An 11,569-nucleotide genomic window follows, 5' to 3' on the forward strand; every position below is an offset into this window, starting at 1 on the left:
AAAACCTCACTACATACCAAACACACCAAGGGGCTTCACCATGCACAACTTCCTGGCCACTGCCGCCGACCCCTCCCTGCACACCACCCTCGCCGCCGGTGCCGACGTCGTCTCCGGGGTCAAGCCGGACTGGGGCCCCTTCGGGAAGCTCGGCGGGACGGCGAAGACGATCCTGGGCGTCATCGCCGCCATCGTCCTCGTTGTCGGGGCCGGCGCCTTCCTCGCCGGTGTCGGCAAGTCGAAGGGCTGGTTCGGCGAGGGCCACTCCACGATGGAGAGTTCGCACGGCAAGGGGCTGATGGTCGGCGGCCTGACCGTCGTCTTCCTGGTCGCCTCCTTCGGCACGATCTTCGGCATCACCTACGGCATGGGTGTGTGACCCGTGACCTCTCGATTTCGCAGGAGAAACGATTCTTCGCAGGCGTCGGGGCCTCCCCGGTCGACCGCCAGGCTCACGGGCATAGCCGCTGGCGGGGTCGCGGTCGTGACCGTTGCCGGTGTGGTGGTCAGCTTCGCCACCGGCTCCCCGCCGACGCCAGCCCCCTCGGTGTCCTCGCCCGCACACGCGGCCCCGCAGACGAACGTGGAACGGGCCCGGAAGGTCGACGGTGTCCCCGTGGGCTACCCGCGCACGCAGAACGGCGCGAAGGCGGCGGCAGCCAACTTCACCGTGGTCAGCGGCAGCGCCCCTTTCCTCACGAACAGCGAGCACCGGCACCGCGCCGTGGCAGCCATGGCCGCCCGGGGTTCCATCGACTCGACCGGTAAGAAGGCCGACCTGGCCGCCGCCGAGGCTGCCGCCTCCCTGCGGGGCGACGCTTCGGCGGTCTCCGCCGATCAGGCCATCGCTCGCACCGGGGTCCTCTCCGCCCGCGTCCTGGGCTACGACGACCAGGAGGCCATGGTCAGGCTGTGGACGACCACGGTCCGCGGCAGCTCGGCCGGGCACTCGACCCCGGCGGCGGGGTACCGGTCGGTGACGGTCACGCTGGTGTGGGAGGCCAACGACTGGAAGCTCAAGAACAGTTCGAGCACCGCCGGGTTGGTCGCGCCGATCGACGCACGGCAGACGTCCAACGTCGCCGAGGACTTCTCCAGCTACGTGCCGGCCGCTGCGGACGATCCGGTTGTGACCGGTGCGACCGGGCCGGACGGCTTTCCTGCACCCTACGAACGGAGCGAGCGGGGGGCCCGTGCCGCTGCGGTCAGCGCGGTCATGCTCTACGGCGACACGCGGTTCTTCACCGATAGCGGGTGGCGGCATCGGATGCTGGCGGCCACCGCAGCACCGAGCGTGCTCAAGTCGGTCACGTCGGACTCCGACGCGACGGCCCGCCTGGTCTCGGAGAACCGGGGGGTCGGCACGGACGGCAAGTCCGCGGACGGAAGCGAGCTGATCACCCGGACTGCCGTTCTGGCAACCCGTGTCATCGCCCACTCCCGCCAGGCCGCGAGCATCGAGCTGTGGACCGCGTCGGCCGGAGGGGTCGCGGGGGCGGAGGAGACGCGCCGCCCGCAGGTCGCCTTTCTGCGGATGACCGTGGACCTCGTCTGGGCCGACGGCACGTGGAAGACGACCGCTGTCACCCCGTCCGCGCCGCTCGTGCCGGCGCCGCCCGCGATGCAGCAGGCGGACTCGGCCGACAGCTTCTCCAAGGTGGGAGGTGTCGGCAATGCGCCTGCGACTGCGTGATGACGCCCCGGGGCTGCTGCGGGTCGAGCGGAGCACTCCGAGCAGCTGGCGGCACAGGCTTCGGACCGTCGCGGTGGTCAACATCGTCGTCGGGTTCCTCTTCGTCCCGGCTGCGGTGGCGAACCCCTTCTGCTACATCCCGATGGTGTGCGAGGCGAAGGCCGCCATCGACTTCGTGAGGGACCCGTTGGGCTTCCTGCTCCAGAAGCTGGTGGAGGCCAACATGTGGTTCCTCCGCAAGATGCTGGAGTTGATGCAGGCCACGACGCAGATCGACCTCACCTCCCCGGGCTTCCTGCGGCAGTACGCGATCATCTTCGCGGTCTCCAGCCTGCTCACCGTGGCGCTGTGGCTGATCGCCGTGGCCAAGCGGGCGGTCCGCGGGGTCGGCATCACCACCGCCGTGGGCGAGGCGATTGGCTTCCTCCTCCTCCAGTTCGTGGTCAACGCGATGACGCCGGGGGCCATCGCGCTCCTGCTCAAGGCGATCGACGAGGTCACGGCCGTCTTCGAGCCCTACGCGACGGAGAACTTCAAGCCCTTCTTGGAGAACATCCTCAAGGTGATGGCGGCGAACCCCACGGACGGTGTGGGGCAGCTGCTGGTCGTCAACCTGATCATGCTGGCCGGCGCGCTCCTGATGTGGATCGAGCTGCTGATCCGCGGTGCCGCGATCTACGTGGCCGTCGCGCTCGGCCCCGTGGTGAACGCCGGTCTGGTCGACCGTGATCTCTGGGGCAAGAGCAAGAAGTGGATCGGTGGCATCCTCGCCATCGGTCTCAGCAAGCCGATCCTCTTCGCGCTGCTCGGCCTGGGCGGCGCCGTCCTCAGCGACACCACGGGCAGCATGTCCGATGCGGTCTCCAAGACCCTGATTGGCGCCCTGATCCTCCTGCTGGCGGTCTTCGCATCGGCGACCCTCTACAAGTGGGTGCCAGCGTTCGGTGACCAGATGGCCCAGCTCCAGCACGACCGGAAGGCCGCTCTGTCCTCCGGGCCGGCCGCCGCGATCGACGGCCCGGCGCAGCACGCGAACCGCGCGATCAACTCCCGCGTTCAGGATGCCCTCGTTGGCGGCGGGAAGTCCGCTGGTGCCAAGACGGCCGGGGCCAAAGCGGCCGGGGCCAAGATGGGCGGCGGCACCGCCGCTGCCGCTGGCCCCCTCGCAGTCGGGGCAGCGGTGGCCAAGGCCGGGTTCGACGTGGCGAAGAACAAGGCGGCAGGGTCCCCCGGCGCTCAGGGCGCGGAAGCCGCCAACAGCGGTCTCGGCTCTGACCAGGCTCAGGGTCAGCCCGAGGACAGCGGTCCCATCGGAGCACCGGGTGCTCCGGCGAGCAGGGCGTCCGGTCCGGTCGTCGGCTCGGCCCCGGACTGGTCCGCGGCCAGCGGCCACGCAGCGTCCGGTGCTCCAGCTACCGCCCGCCCGCAGGGCGGCACCTCTCCCAGCCCGGTCGTCGGACCGGCCCCGGCTCCGTCTGGTGGCAACACGGCGTCCAACGCACCGCCGACCGCCCGCCCGCAGGGCACGAGTTCGGGCCCTGTCGTCGGCTCGGCCTCTGCCCGACCTTCGGCACCGCGGGCCCGGATGGCGCTGAACTGGGACGAGTTCGCCGGACCCCCGTCCGCTCCGTCCGCCGCACGGCCGGTCGCGCCGCCGGCCCCGACATCCCATCCCTCAGCGGCGCCCTCCTCTCCTTCCCCCGCACCACGGACCACCCCGAGTCCCGGGCCCTCCGTCTCGCCCACGCCGCCTTCGCGGCCGACTGGTGGACAGGTACCCGGCCGGCCGGACCCCAGCAAGGACCAATGAGCCATGGCAACTCGTACGTATCAGTTCGGAAAGCACCGCCCCACGGGGTTGGTCGGCCGCCGCGACCTCGGCGAACAGGTCGTCCTCGGCAGCGGAGCAGTGGTCGGCTTGTTGCTCGGCTTCGCCTTCAACGGCGCGACAGCCCTCGCCGCGACGGGCCTCGTGGTGCCGATCCTGATCGCCCTGGTGATCGTGTACGCCCCGTACCGTCCGAAGGGCACGTCACAGCGGCGCTCGCTCTACCGCTGGTGGCGGATCAACCGCTACCACCGCAAGGCGCTCCGCCGTACCGGCGGTGTCTGGGTGTCGCCCGCCGTCGAGGCGGGTGTGCGCCGCGACGGCACGCCGCCGGACGCCGCGCTGACGGAGCCCGAAGGCATCGCGGGCATGACCTGGGTGCCGACCACCGTCCGCGGGCAGCAGGCCGTCGTCATCCTCCAGCCGGAGGCCGGCTGTGTGACCGCCGCGCTGGAGGTCACCTCCCCCGGCCTGGGCGGCAAGGACATCAGCGAACAGGTCGTCGCGCTGGAGCGCTGGGGCGAACTCCTCGACGCCTTCGGCAACACCGAGGACCACCCGGTCAAGCGGATTCAGGTCCTGGCCCGGCAGATGAAGAGCGACCCGTACGCGCACCAGCGGTTCGTCTCGCAGCGCGACCAGTCCGCGGCGACGGTCAACGCCCCGCAATGGCTCAAGGACTCCTACAACGAGCTGGCCAACGCGGTGTCGACCTCGGCGGAGGAACACCGGTACTACGTCACCATCCACGCGCAGTTCACCCGGGACCTGGCCGCCGAGGGCTCCGCCCGGGGGGCGGGAGACGATGGGATCGCCGCTGCGGTGGCCGTCTACCTGGACGAGCTGTGGTCCCGTTGTGAGGACGCCGACCTCTCGGTGGTCGCCCCGCTGGACGAGAGCACGATGACGGCCCTCATCCGCAATTCGTACGACCCTGACCACCCCATCTGGGACACCGACCTCCCCCGGGCCCACGCCTTCCCCCGCAACGTCGACGTCCGGCAGGGGACACACGTGGCCACCCGCGCGGCGGGAAGCACCGACAGCTGGTTCCACGCCACGGCCTACGTAGCCAGCTGGCCCACCACGCCCGTCGGTCCCGGGTTCCTGTCACCCCTGCTGATCGGGATGCCCGACGTCATCCGCACCTTCTCCATCACCCAACAGCTGGAGCCCAACGACAAGGCCGTGGAACGCATGCTCGCCGAGGACACGAACAACCAGGCGGAGATGCACCGCAACCACCAGCGCGGCAAGAACATCGACCCCCGCGACCAGATCGCCGCGAGCGCCACCGGTTCACGCGGCATGGCCCTGGCCGCCTCCGGCGCGGCCGGCTCCGCGGTCGTCGGCTACATCACCATCTCCGCCCGCAGCCCCGAAGAGCTGGAACGCACCAAGCGAACGACCGGGAGCCGCGCCCGCAACGCGAACCTGCGGATCGAGTGGCTCGACCTCGAACACGCCAGGGCCTTTGCGAACACCCTTCCCCTCGCCGGAGGCATCAAGTGACTGACCTGCTGAACCTCGCTCCGCTGACCCCGATGCACCAGACCGTGCGGCGCCCGCTCCACACGGAGACGACCACCAGCCAGGCGCTGTACCTGCCGGTGGCGCCGCCGACGCTCGGCAGCGCGGGCGCAATCATCGGCCGCGAACTGTATTCCGGAAAGGCGTTCATCTACTGCCCTTTCAGTGCATTCGGCGACGGATTGCCCGGCGGAAATATGATCGTGATGGGGGACACGGGCCGCGGAAAGAGTTCCCTCACCAAGACGTATGCCGCCCGGCAAATTCGGCTCGGCAGGAAAGTCGTGGTCTTGGACACGAAAGAGCAAAAGGAACGAGAGGAAGGCGAATGGGCCGCGCTCGGACGTTCCCTCACCGGCATGGCGCCGGTCAAGTTCGCCCCGGGCGGTGGGCCCGGCGCCTCCTGCATCAACCCCATGGACCCCTCCATCTCAGGCAAGCGGCAGGCCGAGCTGGTCAGGACGATCGTTGAACTCGGCCTGGGCAAGACCCTGGACGAGTTCGCCGGCTCCGCCCTGAGAATCGCCATCCGTCGGGCCCACCACCGGGCGGACTCCCTCGGCCGCACCCCCGTGCTGGCGGACGTCGCCGCCGCGCTCCGGGCCCCCGAGGAGTCCGACGCCGTCGCGAAGCAGCGGACGCGGGACGAACTCCTCGCCGACGGGCTCGAAGCAAGTTACGTTCTCGACCGGCTGTGCGGCAGTGAGCAGGACTCGACGGGCGACCTGGTCGGCATGCTCGACGGGCCGACCAGCCTCGGCGTGGGCCTCGACACCGACATGGTCGTCTTCGACCTCACCAAGGTCCCGTCCGGCGGCGTCGCCATGACCATCCTCGTCGCCGTGATCAGCGTCTTCCTCGAAGAGGTCTGGCTGCGACCCCTGTGCGAGTGCGGGACGGAACCGAGCCAGCACGAGCGAGTGGTGGTCGACGCTGACTCCGGCGCCTGGGAGGTAGGGCCGAACCCGGCGACGAGCTGCCGACGCTACAGCCAGCGCAAGCGCATCCTCATCGCCGAAGAAGCCTGGCATATTCTCGGCACCCCGCAGCTGGCCGCCCTGCTCGAAAAGTTCCTCAAATTCGCGCGCGGCCTCGGATTGTCGTGCATCTTCATCGTCCATCACCTGTCTGACATCGACGACTCCCCGGAGACGCAGGCGGCGCTGAAAATGGCCGACACTGTCGTCATCTACTCAATGAAAAAGGCCGAAGCGGAAGCCGCCGTGGCCAGACTGGGGCTGCCTGCGTGGACGGCGGACCACATCGTGCGTCTGCGTCGGGGAATCGCGCTGTGGGTGGTCGGAGAGGTGATCTACCCCGCCGTACAGCACCTGCTGGTGGTGGCCGAGCAGCACCTGTGCTTCTCGTCCGGGTCGATGACCGATGTCTCCACCAGCTACCCGGACGCCGCGTGAACGGCTCCCGTCATCTCGTCGCCGTCGGCCCGTCCAGGCAGATCCGGAACGGACGCATTCCATGACCACCATCGGCACCGACCTTCCGGCCGGCCAGCACACGGAGCGCGGGGAAATCGACCGGCTGCACGCCGCAGCCCTCGACCTCGCCCGGCGCACGAACGAGCTGGCCATCAGCCTCGACCACGGCGACTACTCCGCCGCCGGGGGCCGCGTCCGTACCGCCGTCGCCCACCTCTGGCGCGCGGCCGAAGACCTCCACGGCGCGTTCCACCAGTCGCCGCCCCGTTCTGCCGGGCCCGGTGCGGCGATCCCCAAGCTCTGCGGCCGACGCATGCGCTACCTCGCGGCCCGGGTCGGGCAGAGGGCCGAGTAGTGGAATTCCTGCCCAACGGGATCTCCGTGGCCCTGTACGCCGTCGCCACCGTGTGCGCGGTGGCGATGGCCACCGTCTGGCTGCTGATGAAGCGGGCGGCCCGCGACGCCGGGTTCGCGAGCAAGGCCGTGCTCAAGCGGCAGTTGTCGGCCGCCGCCGTCCTCAAGGCCACGGAGATCCGGCCCTCCCTCACCAGCGGCAGCAACCACCCGCCCCGCACGGCGGTGGACCTGGTGAAGAAGCGATCCGCCGGGCGCTGACCACCCCCTTTCTCCCGTCCAGGAGCACGTCATGCAACACTCCCTCTCCCCTCACGACTTCGGCTATTCGCTGGGGACCTCTCAGCGCCCGAAGGGCGTGGACCTCTGGTCCCGCGCTGACAAGGCGTGCCGGGTCATCGGCCCGATGGGCTCGGGCAAGACCCTGCGCTTCTTCGCCCCGACCATCCGCCGGTGGCCCGGACCGGTCCTCGCCACCTCCACGAAGCCGGACCTGGTCGAACTGACCCTCGACGCCCGGCGCACCGGCGGCCGTCCGGTCTTCGCATTCGACCCGCAGGACATCGCCCCCTCCGTACCGAGGTTCCGGTGGACGCCGATCACCGGCGCCGCTGAGACCGAGACCGCGATGATGCGGGCCAAGGCGTTCATCGCCGGCTCGCGCACCCCCGGTTCCGCCTCGCAGTCCAGCGAGGGCGCGGCCTTCTACAAGGGCCAGGCTGCCAAGATCCTGGCGGCCTACCTCCACGCCGCCGCCCTCGACGGCGCGGGCCTGGAGTGGGTACTGAAGTGGGCACGGAAGCTGACCGACCCCGCGCCGGTCGGCATCCTCAACGCCCACCCCGGCGCCGGCCCCGGGTGGGCGGACATGCTCCGAACCGCGACCACGGGCGACAGTCGAACCGTCGGCAACACCGCCTCCACCCTGGACGCGGCCCTTGAACCCCTCATGCACGAGTCGGTCGTCCAGGCCCTGCTCGGAGACGGCGAGGACCCCACGGACTTCGCCGAACTCCTCGACGCGGGCGGCACCGTCTACCTGCTCGGCAAGGACTCCGAGGTCAACAGCGTCGCCCCACTGACCACCGCGATCACGGAAGACCTGCTCGACATCGCCGAGGCCCACGCCATCGCCTCCGCCGCCGGCCGACTCGACCCGCCCCTCTTCGGCGCGCTGGACGAGGCGCCGAACATCGCCCCCATCCCCTCCCTGCGGCAGCGCGTCGCCGACGGCCGTGGCCGCGGACTCACCGTGATCATCGGCCTCCAGGGCTGGGCATCGGCCCGCGCCCGGTTCGGCGAGGACACCGCGAACGAGCTGGCCTCGTTCACCAACAACGTCGTCGTGTTCGGCGGGGCGAAGGACGTCGACTTCCTCAAGGACCTGTCAGACCTATGCGGGCAGGTCGAGCGCGAGCGCACCACGAAGACGACCAGCGGTGGCGACCGCGGAAGCCGCTCGACCGCGACCCACATGGCGCTGGAGCCGGTGCTGCGGAGCGACGAGATCAGGTCGCTGCCGGAAGGCCACGCGCTCGTCCTCGCCGACAACCTGCCCCCGGTGGTCACCCGCCTCGACGGCATGTGGACCTGGGAGTCCTGGCCGGAGATCGAAGCCCACATCCGCCGGCTGCGCGAGGAGAACGAGACGGAGCGCCGTCGGCGGGCTGCGGCGAAGAAGAAGCAGGCCGCCGACCACGCCGCCGCCTGGGCCGCGCACGGAGCCGCCGCGTGACGAATCCACTCGCGCAGTTCAAGCCCTTCCCCGAAGCGCCCGCGCTGATCCTGGAGTACATCGCGGAGCGAAGCGCGGAGGAGTCGGTGGTCGACGGCCCCCCGCCGTGGGACCTCGGCGCCCTCTCGGCCGAGCTGATCGAGCCGCTACCCGCGTGGCTGAACGCGGTATGCCGCTGGCTGAACGAGGCGTACGCCTGGCAGCCGCAGGACGTGATCCCGCCCTGCTGGATGAGGCATGAAGGGCTGGGGTACGAGATCGCCGCCCTGGCCTTCGCCCGGGACGACGCCTATGCCAACGCGGGTTCCACTGTCGTCTGGCACGAGCAGTACGACCGGTTCCTCAGCCGGATGAACAAGGCGCTGGGCAAGGCCGGTGACGAGTGCCGCCTTGGACGGCACGACGACCGGCCCGCACGCTTCCAGCTCGCCGCCTGGGTTCATTAGGTCTAGCCGTCTTCAGGTGTCGTTGAGTAGCCACCCTCACGAGTAGAAGCCAGGTGGTCCTCCCTGCTGCACGGGGAGGACCACCTGGCTTCTGTACTGCGCTTTGCACTCAATGCGGCCACCCTCTACAGGCAGTCGGCGACCACGGCCTTCCGGAAGGCGTCCCACTCTTCGGCCGTGTAGCGCAAGGCCGGGAAGGACGGGTTCTTGGAGTCGCGCAGCGCGATGCCGCCGCCAGGGATGTCGGCGATCTCCACGCACTGCTCCCCGCCGTTGCTGAATGGCGACTTGCGCCACTCCGCTGCGGACAGATCGACGGAGTACAGGTCTTCCTTGTTGGGAGTCACGTCCCGTTTCCTTCCATGATTTCCTTGATCCTCACGCGTGAGTCGTCCACGGGAAGCGCTGCGGCTACCACCTGCTCGAAAGCTTCCTCGAAGACCTTGACGTCATCCGTGCCCTCCACGAAGTACCCGCCTCGCAGGTTCTCCAGGTTGACGACGGTTGGCCACGGCGTCGGGAACCGCACGACCTCGAACAGACCGAGCATCCCGGGGTGCGAGCCAGCGTGAAGGTCCATCACCTGGATCGTGACGTTCGGTAGGTCCGCCATGTCCAACAGATGGCGAAGCTGGTCTCGCATCAGATTCGGATGCGAAGCCGACCGCAGCGCAAGCGCGGCTTCGTGAATGATGGCCCACAGTTTCAGAGGCGGGCCGTCCGGCCTGGTGGTGAGGATGGCCTGCCGCGTCTTGCGTACTTCAGCCAGCGCGTTGACCTCGGCGGGAGACCGAGTGATGGCCGTTGCGGCGATGATCTCGCGGGCGTAGAGCCCGGTCTGGAGCAGACCGGGAATGAGGCTGGGTGTGTAGACGTGCACGCTCTCGGCGTCGGACTCCAGAGTCAGGTAGTCGGTGTAACTCAGCGCGACAACATCGCCGTACGTCTGCCACCAGCCCTGCTTGCCGGCGTCCTTGGCCAAGTTCTCCAAGGCGGCCACCGTGGCGGCGTCCTCGACGCCGTACACCGCCAACAGCTTGGCGACCTCTCCCGGAGGCATCCGCGCTTTCGCGTTCTCGATGCGGCTGATCTTGCTCTCGCTCCAGCCCGCCCCCATCGCGGCGGCTGCCGCCTCGCCGCTGAGGCGGACCTTCAAATCGGTACGCCTTCAACGTGTCGCCGAGGCGCCGACGACGCAGAGTGGGGACTGCCCTCACGTTCGGCATCGGGTGCTGAACACTCCCTCCGAGGTGCGCTAAGCGCGGCTGTGGGTGCATTTTCGCACCCCAGGGTGCGCAAGTCGATAGAACTGGCATTCATTCTTCTGCTAATTCCGGTTCCAAGCTTGCCACTTCGCCTGTCAGAAGGACATGCTTTCCGTGCAGAGGGCGCCTTACGGGTTGCACTCTCTCAGTTACGGGCCGGAAGCGTGTCTTGATGAGCTGCGGAGGACTGGGGATGACGACTCACCAGAGCAGCACGGTCAGTCCGATCTTGGGCTGGGAGCCCACCACCACCCCCATCGCCGTCGCTCCCATCCCCGCTGAGCCGCCCCGCTACGACTTAACCGTGACGATCGGCGCCCGGATCACCACGAGCGGCGCCCTTGAGCGGGACCCCCAGGCTCAGTGGATCGGACGCCTCCGTCGCATCGCCGCGGAGAAGCTGACTCACCTGGGGCTGGGGCGGCTGCGCGCGGACGCGGAAGTCTTGGTCAGCGAACTCGTCACCAACGCCCTGCGTTACGGAGAAGGCCCCTCGGTCGGAGTTCGCCTCGTCATCACCGAACGGGGGATCGTCATCGTGGTCCATGACGGTTCCGGTGTCACCCCGCAAGTAAAGGCCGTCGGCGACGATCAAGAGTCCGGACGTGGTCTTCTCCTCGTCGCCACCCTGGCGACCGACTGGGGTGTCACTCCGGACCGCACTACTACCTGGTGCGTGCTGAACCTGCCGGAGGCGGCCTCATGACCGCGCAGACGTCTGACCTCTACTCACTCGGCCTTGTCCCCTCCCCCCTGGCAATGCCCGTCCGGGTCAAGGACCTAACGGTGCCGACGAGCGTCGATCACCCGCCCGTGCGAGACGGCACGGGCGGGGCGCGACAGGTCGAACCCGCCCGGCCCGTCCCCCGGGACCTGCTCTTACGGCTGGGTGCCAGCTTGAGGAAGTCCTTCATCGAGGACGGTGTGGACGAGGTTCTGGAGCGGATTCTCGGCTGGGGTGCCGCGACGTTGTCCCCGGAGGAGATCCGGAATCTCGTCCGCTCCCTCCATGCATGTCTGTGGCCTCTGGTGACCGATGCGCTGCACGAAGCGAAGGGCCGGCCGGACGACTTCCTCCGTCAGCTCGTCGGCGCCGCGTCCCGGCTCGACGCCCAAGGCGCCGCGACGAAGTTCGTGCCGACCGAGTCGTACGCCCGACTCCTGGCCTCGCTGGTCAGTGACCTCCTCGACCTCGTCAGCGACCCGGAAGACCGGGAGCCGAAGTGACAGAACAGCCCCGCGCCTTCACGCAGTCCCCGTTCCTCGCCCCGGCACTACCTGG

The 11,569-nt window shown here is 69.3% G+C and carries 13 protein-coding genes; 11 read left to right on the top strand and 2 right to left on the bottom strand.

Annotated elements, in window-relative coordinates; genetic code table 11:
* Positions 1-40 precede the first annotated feature (40 nt).
* From ABD371_RS15600 to ABD371_RS15640, 9 genes are all read left to right on the top strand, one after another.
* Positions 41-379 carry a hypothetical protein gene (locus ABD371_RS15600; protein WP_344477133.1) on the top strand — a complete coding sequence of 113 codons (339 nt, stop codon included), beginning with the start codon at positions 41-43 and terminating at the stop codon, positions 377-379.
* Positions 380-616: 237 nt separating this feature from the next.
* Positions 617-1,693, top strand: a complete 1,077-nt coding sequence (locus ABD371_RS15605; protein WP_344477135.1) for a DUF8175 domain-containg protein — start codon at positions 617-619, stop codon at positions 1,691-1,693.
* Positions 1,674-3,503 (top strand): hypothetical protein, encoded by a 1,830-nt coding sequence (locus ABD371_RS15610; RefSeq protein WP_344477137.1) that lies wholly within the window; start codon positions 1,674-1,676, stop codon positions 3,501-3,503. Before ABD371_RS15605 ends, ABD371_RS15610 begins: the two co-directional genes overlap by 20 nt.
* A gap of 3 nt (positions 3,504-3,506) precedes the next feature.
* The gene (locus ABD371_RS15615) at positions 3,507-5,033 is read left to right on the top strand and encodes an SCO6880 family protein (protein ID WP_344477139.1); all 1,527 of its coding nucleotides are present in this window, start codon (positions 3,507-3,509) and stop codon (positions 5,031-5,033) included.
* Positions 5,030-6,466: an ATP/GTP-binding protein gene (locus ABD371_RS15620; RefSeq protein WP_344477141.1), complete on the top strand. Its 1,437-nt coding sequence runs from the start codon at positions 5,030-5,032 to the stop codon at positions 6,464-6,466. The genes ABD371_RS15615 and ABD371_RS15620 overlap by 4 nt, the downstream gene beginning before the upstream one ends.
* Before the next feature lie 61 nt (positions 6,467-6,527).
* Complete coding sequence (locus ABD371_RS15625) at positions 6,528-6,842, top strand: DUF6238 family protein (protein ID WP_344477143.1); 315 nt, start codon at positions 6,528-6,530, stop codon at positions 6,840-6,842.
* Positions 6,842-7,102, top strand: coding sequence for a hypothetical protein (locus ABD371_RS15630; RefSeq protein ID WP_344477145.1), 261 nt, complete (start codon positions 6,842-6,844; stop codon positions 7,100-7,102). Before ABD371_RS15625 ends, ABD371_RS15630 begins: the two co-directional genes overlap by 1 nt.
* 31 nt (positions 7,103-7,133) lie before the next feature.
* Complete coding sequence (locus ABD371_RS15635; RefSeq protein ID WP_344477147.1) at positions 7,134-8,576, top strand: type IV secretory system conjugative DNA transfer family protein; 1,443 nt, start codon at positions 7,134-7,136, stop codon at positions 8,574-8,576.
* Positions 8,573-9,022 carry a hypothetical protein gene (locus ABD371_RS15640; RefSeq protein WP_344477149.1) on the top strand — a complete coding sequence of 150 codons (450 nt, stop codon included), beginning with the start codon at positions 8,573-8,575 and terminating at the stop codon, positions 9,020-9,022. Before ABD371_RS15635 ends, ABD371_RS15640 begins: the two co-directional genes overlap by 4 nt.
* A gap of 125 nt (positions 9,023-9,147) precedes the next feature.
* Here ABD371_RS15640 and ABD371_RS15645 read toward each other — a convergent pair whose 3' ends face one another.
* Together ABD371_RS15645 and ABD371_RS15650 are read right to left on the bottom strand one after the other, a co-directional pair.
* Positions 9,148-9,369: a DUF397 domain-containing protein gene (locus ABD371_RS15645; protein ID WP_344477151.1), complete on the bottom strand. Its 222-nt coding sequence runs from the start codon at positions 9,367-9,369 to the stop codon at positions 9,148-9,150.
* On the bottom strand, positions 9,366-10,178 hold the full coding sequence (locus ABD371_RS15650) for a DUF5753 domain-containing protein (RefSeq protein ID WP_344477152.1): 813 nt from the start codon (positions 10,176-10,178) through the stop codon (positions 9,366-9,368). Before ABD371_RS15650 ends, ABD371_RS15645 begins: the two co-directional genes overlap by 4 nt.
* Before the next feature lie 302 nt (positions 10,179-10,480).
* On the opposite strand from ABD371_RS15650, the gene ABD371_RS15655 reads away from it, so the two are divergent.
* Positions 10,481-10,993, top strand: a complete 513-nt coding sequence (locus ABD371_RS15655) for an ATP-binding protein (RefSeq protein WP_344477154.1) — start codon at positions 10,481-10,483, stop codon at positions 10,991-10,993.
* Positions 10,990-11,514, top strand: coding sequence for a DUF6415 family natural product biosynthesis protein (locus ABD371_RS15660; RefSeq protein ID WP_344477156.1), 525 nt, complete (start codon positions 10,990-10,992; stop codon positions 11,512-11,514). Before ABD371_RS15655 ends, ABD371_RS15660 begins: the two co-directional genes overlap by 4 nt.
* Positions 11,515-11,569: the final 55 nt, after the last annotated feature.

The organism is Streptomyces amakusaensis (assembly GCF_039532665.1).
GTDB classification, from domain to species: domain Bacteria; phylum Actinomycetota; class Actinomycetes; order Streptomycetales; family Streptomycetaceae; genus Streptomyces; species Streptomyces amakusaensis.

What these genes read in the sequence shown, in the direction of transcription:
- ABD371_RS15610 (WP_344477137.1), top strand. Translation starts at nt 1,674, where the DNA reads ATGCGCCTGCGACTGCGTGATGACGCCCCGGGGCTGCTGCGGGTCGAG.
- ABD371_RS15655 (WP_344477154.1), top strand. Translation starts at nt 10,481, where the DNA reads ATGACGACTCACCAGAGCAGCACGGTCAGTCCGATCTTGGGCTGGGAG.
- ABD371_RS15635 (WP_344477147.1), top strand. Translation starts at nt 7,134, where the DNA reads ATGCAACACTCCCTCTCCCCTCACGACTTCGGCTATTCGCTGGGGACC.
- ABD371_RS15615 (WP_344477139.1), top strand. Translation starts at nt 3,507, where the DNA reads ATGGCAACTCGTACGTATCAGTTCGGAAAGCACCGCCCCACGGGGTTG.
- ABD371_RS15625 (WP_344477143.1), top strand. Translation starts at nt 6,528, where the DNA reads ATGACCACCATCGGCACCGACCTTCCGGCCGGCCAGCACACGGAGCGC.
- ABD371_RS15660 (WP_344477156.1), top strand. Translation starts at nt 10,990, where the DNA reads ATGACCGCGCAGACGTCTGACCTCTACTCACTCGGCCTTGTCCCCTCC.
- ABD371_RS15600 (WP_344477133.1), top strand. Translation starts at nt 41, where the DNA reads ATGCACAACTTCCTGGCCACTGCCGCCGACCCCTCCCTGCACACCACC.